The organism is Pseudomonas sp. IT-196MI5, from assembly GCF_949767415.1.
In the GTDB taxonomy this organism is placed as follows: domain Bacteria; phylum Pseudomonadota; class Gammaproteobacteria; order Pseudomonadales; family Pseudomonadaceae; genus Aquipseudomonas.
In genome coordinates this window covers 340,085-362,667 of sequence record NZ_CATKPZ010000033.1, presented here as the reverse complement: position 1 = coordinate 362,667, position 22,583 = coordinate 340,085, and the positions used below count along the sequence as shown (strand labels likewise).

Below are 22,583 nucleotides of genomic sequence, written 5' to 3'. Positions count from 1 at the left end.
AAGCAAGAATGGCTAAGGTATTCGCGATTGCGAACCAAAAGGGTGGCGTGGGCAAAACCACCACCTGCATCAACCTCGCAGCATCCCTGGTCGCGACCAAGCGCCGGGTGCTGTTGATCGATCTTGATCCACAGGGCAACGCCACCATGGGTAGCGGTGTGGATAAACATGGCCTGGAAAACTCGGTCTACGACCTGCTGATCGGCGAATGCGACTTGGCCCAGGCCATGCACTTCTCCGAACACGGTGGTTACCAGTTGTTGCCAGCCAACCGCGACCTCACCGCGGCCGAAGTGGTGCTGCTGGAAATGCAGATGAAGGAAAGCCGTCTGCGCAGTGCGCTGGCGCCGATCCGGGAAAACTACGATTACATCCTGATCGACTGTCCGCCGTCGCTGTCGATGCTGACTTTGAACGCACTGGTTGCCGCCGACGGGGTCATTATCCCCATGCAGTGCGAGTATTTCGCACTCGAAGGCTTGAGCGACCTTGTGGATAACATCAAGCGTATCGCTGAACTGCTGAACCCGAACCTCAAGGTCGAAGGCCTGCTGCGGACGATGTACGACCCGCGCCTGAGCCTGATGAACGATGTCTCGGCGCAGCTCAAGGAACACTTCGGCGAACAACTCTACGACACCGTCATTCCGCGCAACATCCGTCTGGCCGAAGCGCCAAGCTACGGCATGCCGGCGCTGGCGTACGACAAAGCATCGCGAGGCGCCGTTGCCTATCTGGCATTGGCGGGCGAAATGGTTCGTCGTCAACGCAAAAACTCACGCATCGCCGCTGCTCAGGCAACTTAAGGAATCCCCATGGCCGTCAAGAAACGAGGTCTCGGACGTGGACTGGATGCTCTGTTGAGTGGTCCGACTGTCAGTTCGCTGGAAGAACAAGCGGCGCAAGCCGATCAGCGTGAGCTGCAACACCTTCCCCTGGATCTGCTCCAGCGCGGCAAATACCAGCCGCGTCGTGACATGGATCCGCAGGCGCTCGAAGAGCTGGCGCAGTCGATCAAGGCCCAGGGCGTCATGCAGCCCATTGTGGTGCGCCCGATCGGCAGCGGCCGCTTCGAGATCATTGCCGGCGAACGCCGCTGGCGCGCCAGCCAGCAAGCCGGGAAGGAAACCATCCCGGCGATGGTCCGCGATGTACCCGATGAAACCGCGATCGCCATCGCTCTGATCGAGAACATCCAGCGCGAAGACCTGAACCCGATTGAAGAAGCGGTGGCCCTGCAGCGTTTGCAGCAGGAGTTCCAGCTGACCCAGCAACAGGTGGCCGAGGCGGTGGGCAAGTCCCGGGTGACCGTGGCTAACCTGCTGCGCCTGATTTCCTTGCCGGAAGTCATCAAGACCATGTTGTCCCACGGCGACCTGGAAATGGGTCATGCCCGAGCTTTGCTCGGTTTGCCGGAAATTCAACAGGTTGAAGGGGCGCGACATGTTGTCGCACGGGGGCTGACCGTGCGCCAGACCGAGGCACTGGTTCGCCAGTGGTTGAGTGGTAAACCGGAGCCTGTTGAACCGACAAAACCGGACCCGGATATCGCCCGCCTCGAGCAACGTCTGGCCGAGCGCCTAGGCTCTGCGGTGCAGATCCGCCACGGAAAGAAGGGTAAGGGACAACTGGTGATCGGCTACAACTCTCTTGATGAGCTTCAAGGTGTGCTTGCACACATCCGCTGAAACAATTCCTCATGTAGCGTGAAGTCGGAAATCACTACCTGACAGTTGAATAGGGGCAGAACCGCCCCTATACTCTGCGCGCATTTTGTCGGCACAAATTATGCCAAGTTATTGAATTCTGGCAGCCGACCATTGGGGAGTAAAAGTGATGGAAACCCGCACGCCAAACCGCCTGCCCTTCCATCGCCTGGCAGTTTTTCCGGTGTTAATGGCTCAATTTGTCGTTCTGCTCATTGCCGCTTTGGCGCTCTGGCAACGGTATGGAGTCGTTGCCGGGTACTCGGGACTCTGCGGAGGCCTGATAGCCTTGCTTCCGAATATTTATTTCGCTCACAGGGCATTTCGGTTTACCGGCGCCCGGGCAGCTCAAGCCATCGTCCGGTCTTTTTATGCCGGCGAGGCGGGCAAACTGATTTTGACGGCGGTGCTTTTTGCATTGACGTTCGCAGGTGTGAAGCCATTGGCGCCGCTGGCTGTATTCGGCGTCTTCGTGCTGACCCAACTGGTCAGCTGGTTCGCTCCCCTGCTGATGAGAACAAGACTTTCGAGACCTTAGGGCGTTTGAGGCAACCATGGCAGAAACAACCGCTTCGGGCTATATCCAGCACCACTTGCAGAACCTGACCTTCGGTCAGCTCCCTAACGGCGGCTGGGGCTTTGCCCATACCGCAGCAGAAGCCAAGGAAATGGGCTTCTGGGCTTTCCACGTCGATACTCTCGGCTGGTCGGTCGCATTGGGTCTGATCTTCGTTCTTCTTTTCCGCATGGCGGCCAAGAAGGCGACTTCCGGTCAGCCTGGTGCTTTGCAGAACTTCGTTGAAGTATTGGTCGAATTCGTCGATGGCAGCGTGAAAGACAGCTTCCATGGCCGAAGCCCGGTGATTGCACCGCTGGCACTGACCATCTTCGTCTGGGTGTTCCTGATGAACGCCGTCGACCTGGTACCGGTCGACTGGATTCCTCAACTGGCCATCCTGATCTCCGGCGACCACCACATCCCGTTCCGCGCCGTGTCGACCACCGACCCGAACGCGACCCTGGGCATGGCGTTCTCGGTTTTCGCACTGATCATTTTCTACAGCATCAAGGTCAAGGGCCTCGGCGGCTTCATCGGCGAGCTGACCCTGCACCCTTTCGGCAGCAAGAACGTCTTCCTTCAGGCCCTGCTGATCCCGGTGAACTTCCTGCTGGAATTCGTGACCCTGATCGCCAAGCCGATCTCCCTGGCTCTGCGTCTGTTCGGCAACATGTATGCCGGCGAGCTGGTCTTCATTCTGATTGCTGTGATGTTCGGCAGCGGTCTGCTCTGGCTTAGTGGCCTGGGCGTTGTTCTGCAGTGGGCGTGGGCTGTGTTCCACATCCTGATCATCACCCTGCAGGCGTTCATCTTCATGATGCTGACCATCGTCTACCTGTCGATGGCACACGAAGAAAACCATTAAGGCCAGTCTCGACTAGTCTGATGTCCCTCCCCGTTAAACGGGAGGGGGCTCTTAACGGGGCCTCTGAAACGATTTGTTTTACCGCTTTAAATTAAAAAAACCTAAACCATACGACGTAAAAGTCGGGAGGAAAGATGGAAACTGTAGTTGGTCTAACCGCTATCGCTGTTGCACTGTTGATCGGCCTGGGCGCACTGGGTACCGCAATTGGTTTCGGCCTGCTGGGCGGCAAGTTCCTGGAAGGCGCAGCGCGTCAGCCAGAAATGGTTCCAATGCTGCAAGTTAAAATGTTCATCGTTGCCGGTCTGCTCGACGCCGTAACCATGATCGGTGTTGGTATCGCTCTGTTCTTCACCTTTGCGAACCCGTTCGTTGGTCAAATCGCTGGCTGATTACTCGGATCTTCCGGGTAATTTGGTGTGATGGACAACGTAACTGCGAGGTGTTGGCGTGAACATTAATGCGACCCTGATTGGCCAGTCCGTTGCGTTCCTGATTTTTGTACTGTTCTGCATGAAGTTCGTATGGCCTCCGGTCATTGCGGCATTGCATGAACGTCAAAAGAAGATCGCTGATGGTCTGGACGCTGCCAGCCGAGCAGCTCGCGACCTGGAGTTGGCCCAAGAGAAAGCGGGTCAGCAACTGCGCGAAGCGAAAGCTCAGGCAGCTGAAATCATCGAGCAAGCCAAGAAACGCGGTAATCAGATTGTCGAAGAGGCTGTTGAAAAAGCCCGTGTCGACGCTGACCGTGTGAAGGTTCAGGCTCAGGCCGAGATCGAACAGGAACTGAACAGTGTCAAAGACGTGCTGCGTGCCCAAGTGGGCTTGCTGGCAGTCGAAGGCGCCGAGAAGATCCTGGGTGCCACAATCGATCAAAACGCGCACGCAAAGCTGGTTAACCAACTGGCTGCTGAAATCTAAGCGAGGGCGATCATGGCAGAACTGACCACGTTGGCCCGACCTTACGCTAAGGCGGCCTTCGAGCACGCTCAGGCCCACCAGCAACTGGCCAATTGGTCAGCCATGCTCGGCCTGGCTGCAGCGGTGTCGCAAGACGACACCCTGCAGCGCGTGCTCAAGGCCCCGCGACTGACGAGCGCAGAAAAGGCCACCACGTTCATTGACGTGTGTGGCGACAAGTTTGATGCCAAGGCACAGAACTTCATCAATGTCGTTGCCGAAAACGACCGTCTCCTGCTATTGCCGGAGATCGCCGCTCTTTTCGACCTGTACAAGGCCGAGCAAGAGAAGTCGGTAGACGTTGAAGTGACCAGTGCTTTTGCATTGAACCAAGAACAGCAAGACAAACTCGCCAAGGTTCTCAGTGCACGACTCAACCGGGAAGTGCGCCTGCAAGTTGCGGAGGACGCTGCCCTTATTGGTGGTGTCGTCATCCGCGCCGGCGACCTGGTTATCGATGGCTCGATTCGCGGCAAAATCGCGAAACTGGCCGAAGCATTGAAATCTTGAGTTTGAAGGGGCAGCAGAGCAATGCAGCAACTCAATCCTTCCGAAATAAGTGAAATTATCAAGGGCCGCATCGACAAGCTCGATGTGACCTCCCAAGCCCGTAACGAAGGCACTGTCGTCAGCGTATCTGACGGTATCGTGCGGATTCACGGTCTGGCCGACGTAATGTACGGCGAGATGATCGAGTTTCCGGGCGGCGTCTTCGGTATGGCCCTCAACCTGGAGCAAGACTCCGTAGGTGCCGTTGTATTGGGCGCTTACCAGTCTCTGGCTGAAGGCATGAGCGCCAAGTGCACCGGCCGCATCCTCGAAGTTCCGGTGGGTAAGGAACTGCTGGGTCGCGTAGTCGACGCACTGGGTAACCCGGTTGACGGCAAAGGTCCACTGGGCAACACCCAGACCGACGCGGTCGAGAAAGTTGCTCCAGGCGTGATCTGGCGTAAGTCGGTAGACCAGCCTGTACAGACTGGCTACAAGGCTGTCGATGCCATGATCCCGGTCGGCCGTGGCCAGCGTGAGCTGATCATCGGTGACCGTCAGATCGGTAAAACCGCTCTGGCGATCGACGCGATCATCAACCAGAAGAACAGCGGCATTTTCTGCGTCTACGTAGCCATCGGTCAGAAACAATCGACCATCGCCAACGTGGTTCGCAAGCTGGAAGAAAACGGCGCCCTGGCCAACACGATCATCGTGGCTGCCAGTGCTTCGGAATCTCCGGCGCTGCAATTCCTGGCACCGTACTCCGGTTGCACCATGGGTGAATTCTTCCGCGACCGCGGTGAAGACGCGCTGATCGTTTATGACGATCTGTCCAAGCAAGCAGTGGCTTACCGCCAGATTTCCCTGCTGCTGCGCCGTCCACCAGGCCGTGAAGCTTACCCAGGCGACGTGTTCTATCTCCACTCCCGTCTGCTGGAGCGCGCATCCCGCGTTTCGGAAGAATACGTAGAGAAGTTCACCAACGGCGCAGTGACCGGCAAAACCGGTTCCCTGACCGCACTGCCGATCATCGAAACCCAGGCTGGCGACGTTTCCGCGTTCGTTCCGACCAACGTGATTTCCATCACCGACGGTCAGATCTTCCTGGAATCGGCCATGTTCAACTCGGGCATCCGTCCTGCAGTGAACGCCGGTGTTTCGGTATCCCGTGTGGGTGGTGCCGCTCAGACCAAGATCATCAAGAAGCTGTCCGGTGGTATCCGTACCGCTCTGGCTCAGTACCGTGAACTGGCGGCATTCGCCCAGTTCGCTTCTGACCTGGACGAAGCGACCCGTAAGCAACTTGAGCATGGTCAGCGCGTTACCGAGCTGATGAAGCAGAAGCAATACGCACCAATGTCGATCGCTGACATGGCGCTGTCGCTGTATGCCGCTGAGCGTGGGTTCCTGACTGACGTTGAAATCGCCAAGATCGGCAGCTTCGAACAAGCGCTGATTGCTTTCTTCAACCGCGATCACGCCGATTTGATGGCGAAGATCAACGTGAAAGGTGACTTCAATGACGAAATCGACGCTGGCATGAAAGCCGGTATCGAGAAGTTCAAGGCCACCCAAACCTGGTAAGCCGCAGCGGGAGCCGCAAGGCTCCCGCTTGCTAACCTGATAGGTGTTACATGGCAGGCGCAAAAGAGATTCGCAGTAAGATTGCGAGCATCAAAAGCACGCAAAAGATTACCAGCGCCATGGAAAAAGTGGCGGTCAGTAAAATGCGCAAGGCACAAATGCGCATGGCTGCTAGCCGTCCTTATGCGGAGCGCATCCGCCAGGTTATTGGCCATCTGGCCAACGCTAACCCGGAATATCGCCACCCGTTCATGATCGACCGTGAAGTAAAGCGAGTTGGTTATGTCGTAGTGAGCAGTGACCGTGGTCTGTGTGGTGGCTTGAACACCAACCTGTTCAAGGCTCTGGTCAAGGACATGGCGGTAAACCGCGAAAACGGCGTCGAGATCGATCTGTGTGTTGTTGGTAGCAAGGGTGCGGCTTTCTTCCGCAACTTCGGCGGTAACGTCGTAGCAGCTATCAGCCACCTGGGTGAAGAGCCGTCGATCAATGATCTGATCGGCAGCGTCAAGGTGATGCTGGATGCCTACCTGGACGGCCGTATTGACCGCCTGTCCGTGGTGTCCAACAAGTTCATCAACACCATGACGCAACAGCCTACCGTGGAGCAGTTGATTCCACTGGTGGCAACCCCGGATCAAGAACTCAAGCACCACTGGGACTATCTCTACGAACCGGACGCCAAAGAGCTGCTTGACGGCTTGATGGTCCGTTACGTGGAGTCGCAGGTCTACCAGGCGGTGGTCGAGAACAACGCGGCTGAACAGGCTGCGCGGATGATCGCGATGAAGAACGCTACCGACAACGCCGGTGATTTGATCAGCGATTTGCAGCTGGTCTACAACAAGGCGCGTCAGGCTGCGATCACCCAAGAGATCTCGGAAATCGTCGGCGGCGCTGCCGCGGTTTAACGGTTCAAATATTCAGAGGATCCAGCTATGAGTAGCGGACGTATCGTTCAAATCATCGGCGCCGTTATCGACGTGGAATTTCCACGCGACAGCGTACCGAGCATCTACAACGCGCTGACTGTACAAAGCGCGGCCGGGACCACCCTGGAAGTTCAGCAACAGCTGGGCGACGGCGTGGTTCGTACCATTGCGATGGGTTCCACCGAAGGCTTGAAGCGCGGTCTGGACGTTGTCGACTCTGGCGCAGCCATCTCCGTACCGGTCGGTAAAGCGACCCTGGGCCGGATCATGGACGTCCTCGGTAACCCGATCGACGAAGCTGGTCCGATCGACACCGAAGAGCGTTGGGGCATTCACCGTCCAGCGCCTTCGTTCGCTGAACAGGCAGGCGGCAACGACCTGCTGGAAACCGGCATCAAGGTTATCGACCTGGTTTGCCCGTTCGCCAAAGGCGGTAAAGTCGGTCTGTTCGGTGGTGCCGGTGTAGGCAAAACCGTAAACATGATGGAACTGATCCGTAACATCGCCATCGAGCACAGCGGTTATTCCGTGTTCGCCGGTGTGGGTGAGCGTACTCGTGAGGGTAACGACTTCTACCACGAGATGAAGGACTCCAACGTTCTGGACAAAGTGGCACTGGTTTACGGTCAGATGAACGAGCCGCCGGGTAACCGTCTGCGCGTAGCACTGACCGGCCTGACCATGGCCGAGAAGTTCCGTGACGAAGGTAACGACGTTCTGCTGTTCGTCGACAACATCTATCGTTACACCCTGGCCGGTACTGAAGTATCCGCACTGCTGGGCCGTATGCCTTCGGCAGTGGGTTACCAGCCGACCCTGGCTGAAGAGATGGGCGTTCTGCAAGAACGTATCACTTCGACCAAGGAAGGTTCGATCACTTCGATCCAGGCGGTATACGTACCTGCGGACGACTTGACCGACCCGTCGCCAGCGACCACCTTCGCCCACTTGGACGCCACCGTCGTTCTGTCCCGTGACATCGCTTCCCTGGGTATCTACCCGGCGGTCGATCCACTCGACTCGACTTCGCGCCAGCTGGACCCGAACGTGATCGGCCAGGACCACTACGACACCGCTCGCGGCGTTCAGTACGTTCTGCAGCGTTACAAAGAACTGAAGGACATCATTGCGATCCTGGGTATGGACGAGCTGTCGGAAGCCGACAAGCAGTTGGTAAACCGTGCTCGTAAGATCCAGCGCTTCTTGTCGCAGCCGTTCTTCGTGGCTGAAGTCTTCACCGGTGCATCGGGTAAATACGTTTCCCTGAAAGACACCATTGCTGGCTTCAAAGGCATCCTCAACGGTGACTACGACCACCTGCCAGAACAAGCGTTCTACATGGTTGGCGGCATCGAAGAAGCGATCGAGAAAGCCAAGAAACTGTAATCCCGGCGCCCGGCAACGGGCGCTAATTTAGGTTGAGGCAATCAGATGGCTATGACAGTCCATTGCGATATCGTCAGCGCGGAAGGAGAAATCTTTTCCGGTCTGGTCGAGATGGTGATTGCGCACGGTGCACTGGGTGATCTTGGTATCGCTCTGGGTCACGCGCCGCTGATCACTAATCTGAAGCCAGGTCCGATCCGCCTGGTCAAGCAGGGCGGGGAAGAGGAGGTGTATTACATCTCCGGTGGTTTCCTCGAGGTTCAGCCGAACATGGTCAAGGTTCTTGCCGACACCGTGCAACGTGCTGCCGACCTGGACGAAGCCGCAGCTTTGGAAGCCGTTAAGGCTGCCGAGAAAGCCCTGCATGAGCGAGGCGCGGAATTCGATTACGGTTCTGCTGCTGCTCGACTGGCCGAGGCTGCAGCTCAGCTGCGCACCGTCCAGCAGATCCGCAAGAAGTTCGGCCATTAAGGCAGCGCTTGTTGTGTGATTGATAAAAAAGGGTAGCCTCGGCTACCCTTTTTCTTTTTCGACATTTTATAACCTTGGTCGCAGTCGCTGACCACCCTGGATTGGTAGCCAGTCATGTCCCTTGAAATCGTTATTCTCGCTGCTGGCCAAGGCACGCGCATGCGTTCCGCCTTGCCGAAAGTCTTGCACCCGATTGCCGGCAATTCGATGCTCGGCCATGTTATCCACAGCGCCCGGCAACTTGATCCACAGCGCATCCACGTCGTGATAGGTCATGGTGCCGACGCCGTGCGCGAACGTCTGGCCGCTGACGACCTGAACTTCGTCCTGCAGGACAAACAGCTGGGAACCGGCCACGCCGTGGCCCAGGCAGTTCCCTTCATCAAATCCGACACCGTGCTGGTTCTTTACGGTGACGTGCCGTTGATTGAAGTGGAAACCCTGCAACGCCTGCTGACTCAGGTAGTGCCAGGACAGATGGGCCTGCTGACTGTAGAACTCGACGATGCGACCGGTTATGGCCGCATCGTGCGCGACGTTGACGGTAAAGTCGCTGCCATCGTTGAACACAAGGATGCCAACGAAGCGCAACGCGCGATCCGCGAAGGCAACACCGGTATCCTCGCTGTTCCTGCCGATCGCTTGGCCGACTGGACGAGCCGCCTGTCGAACAATAATGTTCAGGGTGAGTATTACCTGACTGACGTGATCGAAATGGCGGTCAACGATGGTCTGGTAGTGGCCACCGAACAACCCCACGACGCCATGGAAGTGCAGGGCGCCAACGACCGCAAGCAGCTTTCCGAACTCGAACGTCACTATCAACTGCGCGCCGGCCGTCGTTTGATGGCCCAAGGTGTGACCCTGCGCGACCCGGCACGTTTCGATGTGCGCGGCGAAGTCACCGTTGGCCGCGACGTGCTGATCGATATCAACGTGATCCTCGAAGGCAAGGTCGTCATCGAAGACGATGTGGTGATCGGCCCGAACTGCGTGATCAAGGACAGCACCCTGCGCAAAGGCGTGGTCATCAAGGCCAACAGCCATATCGAGGGTGCCATTCTGGGTGAAGGCAGCGATGCCGGCCCGTTCGCCCGTCTGCGTCCAGGCACCGTGCTGGAAGCCCGCGCGCATGTGGGTAACTTCGTCGAGCTGAAAAACGCTCACCTGGGCGAAGGCGCCAAGGCCGGTCACCTGTCTTATCTGGGCGATGCCGAGGTGGGCGCGCGCTCCAACATCGGTGCTGGCACCATCACCTGCAACTACGATGGCGCCAACAAGTGGAAAACCGTGTTGGGCGAAGATGTGTTCATCGGTTCCAACAACTCGTTGGTGGCGCCTGTGGATATCCTCGCCGGTGCAACGACAGCGGCCGGTTCGACCATCACCTCGACTGTGGATAAATCCCAGTTGGCCATCGGACGTGCTCGCCAGAAAAACATCGACGGCTGGAAGCGGCCGGAGAAGATCAAGAAGAGCTGAGTTATCCACAACTCTCTTCTTGTAGGAGCGAGCTTGCTCGCGATGAATTCGAGAGCGACGCATTTTTCCAGAAGGAGTGCGTTATCGTTCACGCCCATCGCGGGCAAGTTATCCACAGCTCTTTTTATCGCTTGGCGCTTGACGAAGTTTCGCTGATAGGTTTTGATTGCTTCCGCTATCTTTCGAATCGAAACTTATCAGCTTATGTCGAAGCGCAACACACCTCAGCGTCGCCACAACATCCTCGCCTTGCTCAATGAGCAGGGCGAAGTCAGTGTGGATGAGTTGGCCAAGCGCTTCGAAACGTCGGAAGTTACGATTCGCAAGGATCTGGCAGCGCTTGAAAGCAATGGTCTGTTGCTGCGTCGTTACGGCGGGGCGATCACCATGCCTCAGGAGCTGGTTGCGGACCTTGGTCAGCCGGTTTCCATATACAAGCAAGCCATCGCCCGTGCCGCCGTCGCGCGGATTCGCGAGCATGCGCGGATCATTATCGACAGTGGCAGTACTACCGCCGCCATGATCCCGGAACTCGGACAGCAACCCGGTCTGGTGGTGATGACCAACTCGCTGCATGTCGCCAATGCCCTGAGCGAACTTGAGCACGAACCGGTGCTGTTGATGACCGGTGGCACCTGGGACCCGCATTCCGAGTCCTTTCAGGGGCAGGTTGCCGAGCAGGTACTACGCTCCTACGACTTCGACCAGCTGTTCATCGGCGCCGATGGCATCGATCTGGTTCGCGGTACAACCACCTTCAATGAACTGCTCGGGCTGAGCCGGGTCATGGCCGAAGTCGCCCGCGAAGTGGTCGTGATGGTGGAGGCCGACAAGATCGGCCGCAAGATTCCCAACCTGGAACTGCCCTGGAGCAGTGTCCATACCCTTATTACGGATGAACGCCTGCCGCTTGAGGCTCGCGATCAGATTCAGGCCCGCGGTATCAATTTGATTTGCGCGGCTGTCAGTCAGGAGAAATAGCATGTGTGGAATTGTCGGCGCAGTCGCAGAACGTAACATCACCGCCATCCTCGTCGAAGGCCTGAAGCGCCTCGAATACCGTGGGTATGACAGCGCTGGCGTAGCGGTCTACACCAACGACGAAAAACTCGAGCGCCTGCGTCGCCCGGGCAAGGTCAGTGAGCTGGAGCAGGCATTGGCCAGCGAGCCGCTGGTCGGTCGTCTGGGTATCGCCCACACGCGCTGGGCCACCCACGGCGCACCGTGCGAGCGCAATGCTCACCCGCATTTCTCCGGTGACCTGGCGGTGGTGCACAACGGCATCATCGAAAACCACGAAGCCCTGCGTGAACAACTCAAAGCCCTGGGCTACGTGTTCACCTCGGACACCGACACCGAAGTCATCTCACACCTGCTGAACCACAAACTCAAGGATCTGCGCGATCTGACCGTGGCCCTCAAGGCGACCGTCAAAGAGTTGCACGGTGCTTACGGCCTGGCAGTGATCAGCGCGCAGCAACCGGATCGCCTGGTCGCAGCCCGCAGTGGCAGCCCGTTGGTGATCGGCCTGGGCCTGGGGGAAAACTTCCTGGCGTCCGACCAGTTGGCCCTGCGTCAAGTCACCGACCGCTTCATGTACCTGGAAGAAGGCGACATCGCCGAAATCCGCCGCGACAGCGTGCAGATCTGGGACGTTGACGGCAAGCTTGTCGAACGCGAATCCGTGCAGTATCGCGACGGTGCCGAAGCCGCTGAAAAGGGCGAGTTCCGCCACTTCATGCTCAAGGAAATCCACGAGCAACCGTCCGTGGTGCAGCGCACCCTGGAAGGTCGCCTGAGCCAAAACCAGGTGCTGGTACAGGCATTCGGCCCACAGGCGGCCGAGCTGTTCGCCAAAGTGCGTAACGTACAGATCGTCGCGTGTGGCACCAGCTACCACGCCGGCATGGTCGCGCGTTACTGGCTCGAAGAGCTGGCCGGCATTCCTTGCCAGGTCGAAGTCGCCAGCGAATTCCGCTACCGCAAGGTGGTGGTGCAGCCGGACACCTTGTTCGTGACCATTTCCCAGTCCGGCGAAACCGCCGACACCCTGGCCGCACTGCGCAATGCCAAGGAACTGGGCTTCCTCGCCAGCCTGGCGATCTGCAACGTCGGCATCAGCTCGCTGGTGCGCGAATCCGACCTGACCCTGTTGACCCAGGCCGGTCGCGAAATCGGTGTGGCTTCGACCAAAGCCTTCACCACGCAATTGGTTGGCCTGTTGTTGCTGACGCTTTCCCTGGGCCAGGTTCGTGGCACCTTGGCCAAAGGCGTCGAAGCGACGCTGGTCGAAGAACTGCGTCGTTTGCCAACCCGCCTGGGCGAAGCGCTGGCCATGGACAGCACCGTGGAAAAAATCTCCGAGCTGTTCGCCGAGAAACACCACACGCTGTTCCTCGGCCGTGGCGCGCAGTTCCCGGTAGCGATGGAAGGGGCACTCAAGCTCAAGGAAATCTCCTACATCCACGCTGAAGCCTATCCGGCCGGCGAGCTGAAACACGGCCCGTTGGCGCTTGTGGATAACGACATGCCAGTAGTGACCGTGGCGCCGAACAACGAGCTGCTGGAGAAGTTGAAGTCCAACCTCCAGGAAGTTCGCGCCCGCGGTGGCCAGTTGATCGTCTTCGCTGACGAGAAGGCCGGCATGACCAACGGTGAAGGCACCCACGTGGTACACATGCCGCACATCCACGACATCCTGTCGCCGATCCTCTACACCATCCCGCTGCAACTGCTGTCGTACTACGTCGCCGTGCTCAAGGGTACTGACGTTGACCAGCCGCGTAACCTGGCGAAGTCGGTCACTGTGGAATAAGTTATCCACAGATGAAAAACCCCCTCTTCAGGGGGTTTTTCTGTTTCTAGGTGGACGTAATTCGACGTTGCCGCCGCGTATCCAGCAAATGGACCATCGCACAGGCATACAAAGTCACCAGAATGAATAACCCCATGCGGATAGCGAAGGCGGTGTAGACGTCCTTGCCCGCTGCACTGTCCTGTACCGATTGGCCGAGCAGAATGATCAGGGTCGCCAGGCTGTTGAGCCAGAAACTCGGTGGTTGTCGGGTCCGGGCCAGGCCATAGAGTTTTCTGGCCGCCAGCAAGCCGAACAGCAACATCCACAGAAAGAACATCCACAAGTTGACGAACAAGCTCAGCGCGCACCAAAAAAGAATCGCCATCAGGCCACCGAGCAGGGTCGAGCCGAGCAATTCCTGGCCGGCGGTGCGGGCGCTGGTCGCGCAGCTTTGTTGGCCGAGGCTGACGGCTTTCATGATGATCGGCAGGTAGCTGGCCGGGTCGACCATGGCCAGCAGGAAGGTTGGCAGCACCACCAGCGTGGCACGCAGGGCCAGCCAACTGCTTTCGGTTAGAGAAAGGCTTGGGCCGGGCTTTGCCGCGGGGGCACTGGCTGGGTCGGGAAACAGCCAATGGCTGATGGTCAGCGTTGTCACGGCCAGGAACAGCCCCTTGACCAGGGCCACGATCACCTCAAGCGCCAGGGCGAATTCAGCGGTTCCCGCCGAACTGATCAAGGTCAGGCCCACCACCAGGAAAGTCGCCACCAGCGGGTTGCCGCCGCGCAGGCCATACCCGAAGGCCATGAACAGGCACAGTCCGACCAGCAGCACACCACTGAACGGGTAGTAACGCAGCAGGGGAATGAGCAGCAGGCCGGTCCCGGTGGTCAACATCAGGATCAGGATCAGACCCAGGCTGGCCTTGAACGGCAACGGTCGGTTCATCGCTGCCAGCATCATCAGCGCCAGCATCGGCGCGAGGAACGGGATGGGCAGGGCCAGACCGAAGCTCGCGGCCAGGCACAGCGCCGTGCCGAAGCTCAGGCGCAGGGCGCGCTGAACCCGGGCCGGGCGCTCAATACGCATAGGACATCCAGCTCATCAGGCGCAGGAACAGGCGCCCCAGGATATTCAGCGGGTTACCTTCACTCGGGAATGCCATGACTTCGGCCTGCCCGCCGGACCGGATGCCCTGCGGGCTGGTCAACTCACCGGGCTCGAACTCGATGATGACCGGAAAGCGCTGGGCAGGGCGCAGCCAATCGCGGCTGTTCTCCACTTTCGGCAGGCTGCCCGGCTGGGTGGTCTGGCCGATATCGACGCCATAGCCGACGCTACGCACATGGCCTTGGTAAATTTTTCCTGGCAGGGCGTCGAGGACGATGGACACCGGCGTCCCGGGCTGGACACTTCCCAGATTGTTTTCCGTCATGTCGGCGCTGATCCACACATCGTGGATGGCGATCAGGGTCATCACCGGCGCACCGGCGGCGGCGAATTGGCCGACATCGGTGCGCAAATCGGTGATCAGGCCGGCCGAGCGTGCGTGGACCTTGGTATTGCTCAAGTCCAGCTCGGCTTTTTCAAGGTTGCTGGCGGCGCTGAGCAACTGGGCGTTTTCGTCTTCGTTACCGCCCTGTTGTTCCCGTGCACGTTGCACTTCGGCCTTGGCCGCGGCGACTTGGCTGATGGACTCCTCCAGAGTGGCGCGGGATATCTCCAGGCGTCGCAACGAGATGGTGCCCGGGTCTTCGCGGTACAGGCGCTCGAGCCGCTGGATGTCCTGGCGTGCCTTGAGCTCGTTGGCCTGGGACGCGCGCAGGGACGCTTGCTTGGAGTCGACGCCAGCGGTGTTGGCGCCCACCTGGCGACGCGTCGACTCAAGGTCGGCGCGGGCGCGATCGACGGCAATCTGGTATTGCTCGGGATTGACTTCAAACAGCAACTCACCGGCCTTGACGTCCTGGTTGTTGCGTACATGCACCTTGGTCACCCGGCCGGATACCTCAGCCGCCACCGGCACAACGAAGGCCTGCACCCGTGCCTGTTGCGTGTAGGGCGTATAACGGTCGGCCATCAGGTACCAGACCAGGCTCAGGATGATCAGCAGCACCACCCAGTTGATCGCTTTTCTGGCCGGGTCGGCGGCGGGGGCCGAGGCGTTCTCGGCGGCCGGTTGTTGGCTGTCAGTCATGGGCACTTTCCTTCGGTTCGTCGAGCAGATCGCCCCAATCGGTCCGTTGTTGCATCTGTTGGCGGGTGGCCGGGTCGATCATCGGCTGGTCGCTGTACCAGCCGCCGCCCAGGGCTTTGTACAGGGCGATCAGGCTGTTGACGGCGGTGCCACGGTTGACCAGATAGATATCCTGTTGGGCAAACAGGGCGCGCTGGGCATCCAGCACGCGCTGGAAATCCGAATAGCCTTCGCGGTATTGGGCATTGGCCAGGGTCACCGAACGTTCGGCGGCTATTGAGGCTTCGCTGAGGATCTGGTCGCGCTCCAACGCTTTGATCAAACCGGTAGCGGCATCGTCAGCCTCGCGCGCCGCCTGGCGCACGCTGTCCTGGTAGATAACGATCAGCTGCTGCAGGCGGGCATCCTGCACGCGGACGTTGTTGGTGATCCGGCCGTGGTCGAAGATGTCCCAGCGCAGGCTGGGTCCGGCCACCATGTCGAGGGTATTGGGCGCACCGTTGAGCGAGTTGGCGGACCAGACGATGCTGCCCAGCAGGCTGATGGAGGGGTACAGGTCGGTCTCGGCCACACCGATCAACGCCGACTGCGCCGCCACTTGCAGCTCGGCAGCGCGTACATCGGGGCGCCGCACCAGCAGGTTGGCCGGCACATCCTGCAAGACTGCTGTATCGAGCAATGGCACCACTGCGGTGTTGCGATTCAGGTCCGGGATCGAGCCGGGTGGTTGGCCGATCAGGGTGGACAACGCATTGCGCAAGCTGGCTACCTGGCTTTCGAAATCCGGGATGGTGCTCAGGGTGCCCAGATACTGGGTCTTGGCTTGTTGCAGATCGAGCTCGGCTTCGGCCCCGCTGTTGAACAGGCGCTCGGTGATCTCGTAGCTGCGCTTTTGCAATTTGGCGTTACTGCGGGCTATTTGCAGGCGCGCCTCGGCGGTGCGCAAGGCGTAGTAGTTTTGTGCCAGTTGCGCGTGCAACAGCACCAAGGCATTTTCATAGTTGGCCTGGGCGGCAAACCAGGACGCGTCGGCCGACTCGATGGCACGGCTGAAACGCCCCCAGAAATCCAGCTCCCAACCGATATCGAAGCCGACGCTGTGTTGCCAGAAATGCGTGTCCTGGGGGTTGGCGCCGCCCGACTGTCGACGGTTCAGGTACAGGCTGTCGGCGCTGGCTTGTTGCAATTGCGGGTAGCGTCCACTCAGGGCGATGCCCAATTGCGCGCGAGACTCCATGACCCGCAGGCCAGCGACCTGCAGGTCGGCGTTGTGGGCGTCGGCTTCGGCGATCAAATGGTCCAGCACCGGATCGTTGAATACGCGCCACCATTGGCGGCTGTCCGGTTGCGCTTGTCGTTGGCCGGCGATCTCCAGGGCCGGGCTGTTCCAGTGGTCGACCCAGGGCTGGGCCGGTGACTGAAAATCCGGCCCCAGTTGCACGCAGCCGCCCAGTAAAACGGTGCCACAGAGCAGCAGCCGGCTGACGCGAGCAGGGCGAGGCATCAAGCGCACACTCCTCAGAGGGGACGCTGATCGTTCATTGCCTCTATCTTCGGTGTCTCGTTAACCACCTCTATCTCGGGTGTTTCGTTCATTACCTCGGCAGACGGTTGGTCCTGGACCCATTGCCAGAACAGTTGGTAGCCCACCGCCAGCGCAACCGGCCCGATGAACAGACCAATGAAGCCGCCGCTCACCATACCGCCCAGGGCGCCAATCAGAATCACCGGCATCGGGACATCGACGCCGCGGCCCAACATCAATGGCTTGAGGACGTTGTCGGCCATCCCGGCAATCAGGCTGTAGATGCCGAACACGATGGTGGCCAGGCTGGTCCCATCGGTGGCGAAGACATACGCGATCACCGGAAGGGTCACCAGCAGTACTGGCAATTGCATGATCCCCATCAGCAGCGCAACCATCGCCAGCAGGCCGGCACCGGGGACACCCATGAGCACGAAGCCCACGCCCACCAGCAACATCTGAATGAACGCGATGCCTACCACGCCTTGGGCGACCGCGCGGATGGTGGCAGTGCACAGCTCGGTAATGCGTGGGCCACGCTCAGGTCCCGAAAGGCGCGAGGTGATGGCAAGGGCGCTTCTTTCGCCGTTTTCGCCATAGGCCATGAGCACGCCGGCAATGATCAGGGCACCGATGAACAACAGAAAGCCCACACCAACGTCGGCCATTTTGCCCAACAAGGTCAGGCCGACGGACTTGATGTAAGGCATCACCTTCATCACCACGCTGCTCATGTCGGTGGCGGCTTGCGTCCAGTAGTCATAGAGCGGCTGGCCAATGAGCGGCAGGGAAGCGATTTTTTCGTTGGGAAGCGGAATCTGCAGCGTATCGGACTTGAGGACCGCCAGGGTGCCATGGATCGATTCACTGATCGAGGTGCCCAGCAGGTAGATCGGCACCATCAGCAACGCCAGGGCGACTACCACAATCAGGGTGGCGGCACGACCGTCCTTGTTGACCAACTTGCGTTTGATGAGCGCATGCAGTGGATACAGGGTGATGGCCAGAATCAGCGCCCAGAGCATGAGGTTGAGGAACGGGTGGAAGATCTGGAAGCAGAACAGCACCAGCACGGTAATCAGCCCGGCGCGTATCAGTACATCGAGCAAACCACCGGACAGTGCTCTTGTGGAAATGTTTGTGCGCAACATTCTCGAACTCCTTGCGGTGTCACCAGGTTGGCCAGCTAGTTGAAGATCACTCTTCCCTACGGAGTGACTCTTGAAAGCAAGATCGATGGACAGGCGCCCAAGTGTTAACAACTAACGCCTTATTTCACGTAGGGAAGATTTCAACGAGGTACCTACTAATACTCAATAGGTAGCAGGGTGGCTTGTAGTATAGGAGCAGTCGTATATTCCGCCTGTTTATGCAAGCTGGAATTCTGCCGCTGTGGATCTCGTCCGCTGACGAGCCCTTGCCTGGAAACGGGTTGGGAGCCGAGCCAGTGGCTCTTTTTCCCTGTCAGGCATTAGCCGGTGCAGCGGACGGGTCCGGATAATTGCGAACAGTCGCGTCTGTCGCAAGAAAATAATCCTCATTAATTATCAATAATCCGCGGTCTGCTCTTTGCGGTTTGTGCCACGCTTGGTTTTTACAGCGCAGGCGCTAGGCTGCAGCAGCCCATTGATTTACTTGATGGTCGGACGTCCAACTTTGTTATTGAACAATTGCGTTTAACATCCCGGCCTTTTATTGCGATTTATCTGTCTGTAATGAGGACATGCCCATGGACCGTTTCCAGGAAATGCAGGTCTTCGCTGCCGTCGCCCAGGAACAGGGTTTTTCGGCGGCGGCGCGGCGTCTGGGGCTGTCGGCGGCCAGCGTTACCCGAGCGGTGGCGGCGCTGGAGAAGCGTATTGGCACGCAACTGCTCACACGTACCACGCGCAGCGTGTATTTGAGCGAGGCCGGTCAGCGATATCTGGAGGACTGTCGGAGAATTCTCGCCGAGGTGCAGGAAGCCGAGGATTCGGCAGCTGGCAGCCATATCTATCCTCGTGGGCAATTGACCATCACCGCTCCGGTTTTGTTTGGCGAGCTGTTTGTTACGCCGCTGATGGTGAGCTACCTGACGCAATTCCCCGAAGTCTGCATCAACGCGCTGCTGGTGGACCGGGTAGTGAGCGTGGTCGAGGAGGGCGTCGATGTGGCGATTCGCATCGGCGAACTCCCCGACAGCAACCAGCATGCGATCCGCGTGGGTGAGGTGCGGCGGGTGATCTGCGCATCGCCACAGTATCTGGCCAGCCATGGTCGGCCCAGGCATCCACAGGAGCTGGCTGTGGCGCCGATCATTGCGACATCGGCCATAGGCCAATTGCGGAGTTGGCCATTCATTGAAGACGGCGAAACCTTGAGTGTGCGGGCTGAACCGCGACTGGTGGTGACAGCGAATCAGGCGGCCATCACGGCAGCCTGTCTGGGGTTGGGCTTCACGCGGGTACTGTCTTATCAAGTCGCGAGCAAGGTGGCTGCCGGAGAGCTGGAAATCATTCTGGCCGACTTCGAACTGCCGCCGTTGCCCATCCATGTGGTCTATCAGGGCGGACGCAAAGCGCCGGCCCGGGTGCGCAGCTTTGTTGATTTCGCGGTGAAGACCCTGCGCGAGCATCCGGCGCTCAAGTGTTGAGTTATTTCACCCAATGAAATAATTGATTGCGTTTTATGGTGATTCTGTTGTTTTGGTTGAAGGTAGAGTATTCGCCTCATCGGCGCTGGTCTTCCTGAGCAGCACCACTCACCTGAGGTGTCGACCATGCAAGCGATCAAACTCTACAACTTCCCACTTTCCGGCCACGCTCACCGTGTCGAATTGATGCTGTCCCTGCTGAAATTGCCGACCGAACTGATCTTCGTTGACTTGGCCAAGGGCGAGCACAAGCAACCGGCGTTCCTGGCGCTCAATGCATTCGGCCAAGTGCCGGTGATTGATGACCAGGGCGTGGTGTTGGCCGATTCCAACGCGATTCTGGTGTATCTGGCGCAAAAATACGGCAACGGTCGCTGGCTGCCGGCTGATCCGGTGGGTGCGGCCAAGGTCCAGCGCTGGTTGTCGGTGGCTGCCGGCCCGATTGCCTTCGGCCCTGCCCGGGCACGTTTGATCACCGTGTTCGGCGCGCCTTACAACGCTGAAGAAGTAATTGCCTACGCCCATACCGTACTCAAAGTGATCGATCACGAATTGGCCCATACGCCGTATCTGGCCGGCACTGAGCCGACGATTGCCGACGTCGCCGCCTACAGCTACATCGCCCATGCGCCCGAGGGCAATGTGTCGCTGGACGAGTACGCAAACATTCGCGCCTGGCTGGCCCGCATCGAAGCCTTGCCAGGTTTCGTCGGCATGCCGCGCACCGTTGCCGGTCTGCAAAAAACCGCCTGATGTTGGTGGCCCGGTATTGCCGGGCCGCCCCGTTCTGCGCCACTGGCGCAAGGGAGCAGCCGTATGGACCGTTCACCCTGGCATGCCGGCGAGAAGCAATTGCAGGCGCATGTGGGCGTTGCCGAGCGAATGGAGGTGTTCGGTCGTAAGGTGATTCGCAGCGAGATGCCGGACCAGCACCGCACGTTCTATCAGCAATTGCCGTTCATGCTGTACGGGGCGGTGGATGCCGACGGTCATCCCTGGGCCAGCATCCTTGAAGGTGAGCCTGGTTTCGCCCACTCCCCAGAACCGGGCTTACTGCAATTTCGCAGCCTGCCTGCCGTTGACGATCCTGCGCAGATGAGCGATGGCTCGGCCATTGGCCTGTTGGGTATCGAACTGCACACTCGCCGTCGCAACCGTATCAATGGCCATGTCCGCGCCATGTCTACGGGTGGTTTCGCGGTGACGGTAGACCAGTCCTTCGGCAATTGCCCGCAGTACATTCAGTTGCGCCAGTTTCGCTCGGTGCCGCTGACCGATCCTTCGATGCGTGCCGCCCAGCATTTCAACGAACTGGATGACGCGGCCAAAGCCATGATCGCCGAGGCGGACACGTTCTTTGTTGCCAGTTATGTGGATGTCGACGGTGAACGCTCGGTGGATGTGTCTCACCGTGGCGGGCAGAGTGGTTTTGTACGCGTGGAAGGCAATCGCCTGACCATTCCGGACTTCGCCGGCAATTTGCATTTCAACACCTTGGGCAACCTGCTGCTCAACCCCCGGGCCGGATTGTTGTTCATCGATTTCAATAGCGGTGATTTGCTGCAGCTCAGCGGACGCACTGAAATTATCCTGGAGGGCCCGCAGGTCGAGGCGTTCCAGGGAGCCGAGCGCCTGTGGACAATCGATGTCGAGCAGGTGGTACGGCGCCCCGCCGCCCTGGCCTTGCGCTGGCGCTTCGACGGTGTTTCACCCACCAGTTTGCTCACCGGCACATGGGAGCAGACCAAGGCGCGTATGCAGGCCAAAGCCTTGGGTGATCAATGGCGGCCGTTGCGGGTGGCGCGGATTGAAGCGCAAAGCCACAACATTCGCTCGATTTACCTGGAGCCTGCCGACGGAGCCGGGTTGCCACTGTTCCAGGCCGGGCAGCATTTGCCCCTGCGTTTCAACATTGACGGTGAAGTGCACATCCGCACGTACAGTTTATCGAGCGCGCCGTCCGATGATTTTTTCCGCATCAGCGTAAAGCGCGACGGGCGGGTGTCTACGCATTTGCATGAGCAGATTCGTGTCGGCGACCTGTTGGAGGCGCGGGCGCCGCAAGGGCATTTCACCGTGGCGCCCCTTGAGCGTCGGCCATTGGTGTTGCTGGCGGCTGGGGTCGGTATCACACCGCTGTTGTCGATGTTGCGGGAGGTGGTTTACCAAGGCTTGCGCACCCGCCGTATCCGCCCGACATGGTTCATCCAGAGTTCGCGCACACTGGCCGATCAGCCGTTTCGCCGGGAGCTGGATCGCTTGCTTGAGGATGCCGGTGACGCGGTGCGGGTGGTGCGTTTGCTCAGTCAACCGGAAGCCGAGGCAATGCCAGGAGAGGACTTCGACCTCAGCGGACGGATCGACATCGCGCTGCTCAAGGATCTGCTGACAGTCGAGGACTACGATCAGCTGGATTTTGTCGTCTGTGGCCCCGGAACTTTTACCCAGGCGTTGTATGACGGCTTGCGTGAACTGGACATTCGCGATTCGCGGATTCACGCCGAAACCTTCGGTCCGTCCACCTTGCGTCGGCGACCGGACCCCGATGCAGTGGTCATCGAGCAGCCGCCAGCCGCCACCACGTCGGTGCCCGTGATGTTCCAGCGCTCGGCCAAGGAAGCGCGCTGGCAGCCGGAGGGCGGCAGCTTGCTGGAGTTGGCGGAAAGCCGTGGCCTGCGCCCGGAATTCAGTTGTCGCGGTGGCTCATGCGGCACCTGCAAGACGCGATTAGTCAGCGGTCAGGTGCATTACCCACTGCCGCCAGCGGAGGTGCCGGATGACGGACAGGTGCTGATTTGCTGTGCGATTCCGGCGCAGGGGGAGCAGCCGTTGGTGCTCGATATCTGAAGATCGTTGCAGGCCAACATTGCCCGCCGGTCGATGGCTGGGTAGGGTAGTGAGCAGAACGAAAAAGGGCCGCAGAGGCTTATGCCGATCAGTTGAGGCATTGAACACCGCAATCCTTGTGGGAGCGAGCTTGCTCGCGATAGCGGC

21 protein-coding genes are annotated in these 22,583 nt (G+C 59.2%); 17 read left to right on the top strand and 4 right to left on the bottom strand.

Annotation, left to right across the window (positions count from 1 at the left end):
- Positions 1-8: 8 nt before the first annotated feature.
- The 14 genes from ACM6IK_RS20100 to glmS all read left to right on the top strand — a co-directional run bounded on the left by ACM6IK_RS20100 (position 9) and on the right by glmS (position 13,252).
- Entirely contained in the window at positions 9-806 is a 798-nt protein-coding gene (locus tag ACM6IK_RS20100) for a ParA family protein (RefSeq protein WP_007969897.1), read from the top strand.
- A gap of 9 nt (positions 807-815) precedes the next feature.
- Positions 816-1,688: a ParB/RepB/Spo0J family partition protein gene (locus tag ACM6IK_RS20095; RefSeq protein WP_414875704.1), complete on the top strand. Its 873-nt coding sequence runs from the start codon at positions 816-818 to the stop codon at positions 1,686-1,688.
- 148 nt (positions 1,689-1,836) lie between these two features.
- Positions 1,837-2,244, top strand: a complete 408-nt coding sequence (locus ACM6IK_RS20090; RefSeq protein WP_108218796.1) for a F0F1 ATP synthase subunit I — start codon at positions 1,837-1,839, stop codon at positions 2,242-2,244.
- Positions 2,245-2,260: 16 nt separating this feature from the next.
- Entirely contained in the window at positions 2,261-3,130 is an 870-nt protein-coding gene (gene atpB, locus ACM6IK_RS20085) for a F0F1 ATP synthase subunit A (RefSeq protein WP_414875703.1), read from the top strand.
- A gap of 134 nt (positions 3,131-3,264) precedes the next feature.
- Positions 3,265-3,522, top strand: coding sequence for a F0F1 ATP synthase subunit C (atpE, locus tag ACM6IK_RS20080; protein WP_003097235.1), 258 nt, complete (start codon positions 3,265-3,267; stop codon positions 3,520-3,522).
- A 58-nt stretch (positions 3,523-3,580) separates the two neighbouring features.
- Positions 3,581-4,051 carry a F0F1 ATP synthase subunit B gene (locus ACM6IK_RS20075; RefSeq protein WP_116262423.1) on the top strand — a complete coding sequence of 157 codons (471 nt, stop codon included), beginning with the start codon at positions 3,581-3,583 and terminating at the stop codon, positions 4,049-4,051.
- A 12-nt stretch (positions 4,052-4,063) separates the two neighbouring features.
- On the top strand, positions 4,064-4,600 hold the full coding sequence (locus ACM6IK_RS20070; RefSeq protein ID WP_108218799.1) for a F0F1 ATP synthase subunit delta: 537 nt from the start codon (positions 4,064-4,066) through the stop codon (positions 4,598-4,600).
- A 21-nt stretch (positions 4,601-4,621) separates the two neighbouring features.
- A complete protein-coding gene (atpA, locus tag ACM6IK_RS20065) occupies positions 4,622-6,166 on the top strand; it encodes a F0F1 ATP synthase subunit alpha (RefSeq protein ID WP_108218800.1) in 1,545 nt (514 codons plus the stop codon).
- Positions 6,167-6,216: 50 nt separating this feature from the next.
- A complete protein-coding gene (atpG, locus tag ACM6IK_RS20060) occupies positions 6,217-7,077 on the top strand; it encodes a F0F1 ATP synthase subunit gamma (RefSeq protein ID WP_007934344.1) in 861 nt (286 codons plus the stop codon).
- Between the two features lie 27 nt (positions 7,078-7,104).
- Positions 7,105-8,484 carry a F0F1 ATP synthase subunit beta gene (atpD, locus tag ACM6IK_RS20055; RefSeq protein WP_108218801.1) on the top strand — a complete coding sequence of 460 codons (1,380 nt, stop codon included), beginning with the start codon at positions 7,105-7,107 and terminating at the stop codon, positions 8,482-8,484.
- A 45-nt stretch (positions 8,485-8,529) separates the two neighbouring features.
- Positions 8,530-8,955, top strand: coding sequence for a F0F1 ATP synthase subunit epsilon (locus tag ACM6IK_RS20050; protein WP_007985046.1), 426 nt, complete (start codon positions 8,530-8,532; stop codon positions 8,953-8,955).
- A gap of 114 nt (positions 8,956-9,069) precedes the next feature.
- A complete protein-coding gene (glmU, locus tag ACM6IK_RS20045) occupies positions 9,070-10,437 on the top strand; it encodes a bifunctional UDP-N-acetylglucosamine diphosphorylase/glucosamine-1-phosphate N-acetyltransferase GlmU (RefSeq protein WP_414875702.1) in 1,368 nt (455 codons plus the stop codon).
- Positions 10,438-10,641: 204 nt separating this feature from the next.
- Entirely contained in the window at positions 10,642-11,418 is a 777-nt protein-coding gene (locus ACM6IK_RS20040) for a DeoR family transcriptional regulator (RefSeq protein ID WP_108218803.1), read from the top strand.
- Position 11,419: 1 nt separating this feature from the next.
- Positions 11,420-13,252 carry a glutamine--fructose-6-phosphate transaminase (isomerizing) gene (gene glmS, locus ACM6IK_RS20035; RefSeq protein WP_414875701.1) on the top strand — a complete coding sequence of 611 codons (1,833 nt, stop codon included), beginning with the start codon at positions 11,420-11,422 and terminating at the stop codon, positions 13,250-13,252.
- 46 nt (positions 13,253-13,298) lie between these two features.
- Here the strand turns inward: glmS and ACM6IK_RS20030 are convergent, their stop codons facing one another.
- The 4 genes from ACM6IK_RS20030 to ACM6IK_RS20015 are packed head-to-tail and all read right to left on the bottom strand — an operon-like array spanning position 13,299 to position 18,108.
- Positions 13,299-14,324 carry a DUF2955 domain-containing protein gene (locus ACM6IK_RS20030; RefSeq protein WP_414875700.1) on the bottom strand — a complete coding sequence of 342 codons (1,026 nt, stop codon included), beginning with the start codon at positions 14,322-14,324 and terminating at the stop codon, positions 13,299-13,301.
- Positions 14,314-15,432 carry an HlyD family secretion protein gene (locus ACM6IK_RS20025; RefSeq protein ID WP_414875699.1) on the bottom strand — a complete coding sequence of 373 codons (1,119 nt, stop codon included), beginning with the start codon at positions 15,430-15,432 and terminating at the stop codon, positions 14,314-14,316. Before ACM6IK_RS20025 ends, ACM6IK_RS20030 begins: the two co-directional genes overlap by 11 nt.
- Positions 15,425-16,936, bottom strand: a complete 1,512-nt coding sequence (locus ACM6IK_RS20020; RefSeq protein WP_414875698.1) for an efflux transporter outer membrane subunit — start codon at positions 16,934-16,936, stop codon at positions 15,425-15,427. Before ACM6IK_RS20020 ends, ACM6IK_RS20025 begins: the two co-directional genes overlap by 8 nt.
- A 14-nt stretch (positions 16,937-16,950) precedes the next feature.
- Positions 16,951-18,108 carry an AI-2E family transporter gene (locus ACM6IK_RS20015; RefSeq protein ID WP_414875697.1) on the bottom strand — a complete coding sequence of 386 codons (1,158 nt, stop codon included), beginning with the start codon at positions 18,106-18,108 and terminating at the stop codon, positions 16,951-16,953.
- Positions 18,109-18,686: 578 nt separating this feature from the next.
- Between ACM6IK_RS20015 and ACM6IK_RS20010 the strand changes: the two genes are divergently transcribed.
- From ACM6IK_RS20010 to ACM6IK_RS20000, 3 genes are all read left to right on the top strand, one after another.
- On the top strand, positions 18,687-19,589 hold the full coding sequence (locus ACM6IK_RS20010) for a LysR family transcriptional regulator (protein WP_414875696.1): 903 nt from the start codon (positions 18,687-18,689) through the stop codon (positions 19,587-19,589).
- A 126-nt stretch (positions 19,590-19,715) separates the two neighbouring features.
- Positions 19,716-20,342 (top strand): glutathione S-transferase family protein, encoded by a 627-nt coding sequence (locus ACM6IK_RS20005; RefSeq protein WP_414875695.1) that lies wholly within the window; start codon positions 19,716-19,718, stop codon positions 20,340-20,342.
- A 63-nt stretch (positions 20,343-20,405) separates the two neighbouring features.
- Positions 20,406-22,436: a pyridoxamine 5'-phosphate oxidase family protein gene (locus ACM6IK_RS20000; RefSeq protein WP_414875694.1), complete on the top strand. Its 2,031-nt coding sequence runs from the start codon at positions 20,406-20,408 to the stop codon at positions 22,434-22,436.
- The last annotated feature ends 147 nt before the right edge of the window (positions 22,437-22,583 follow it).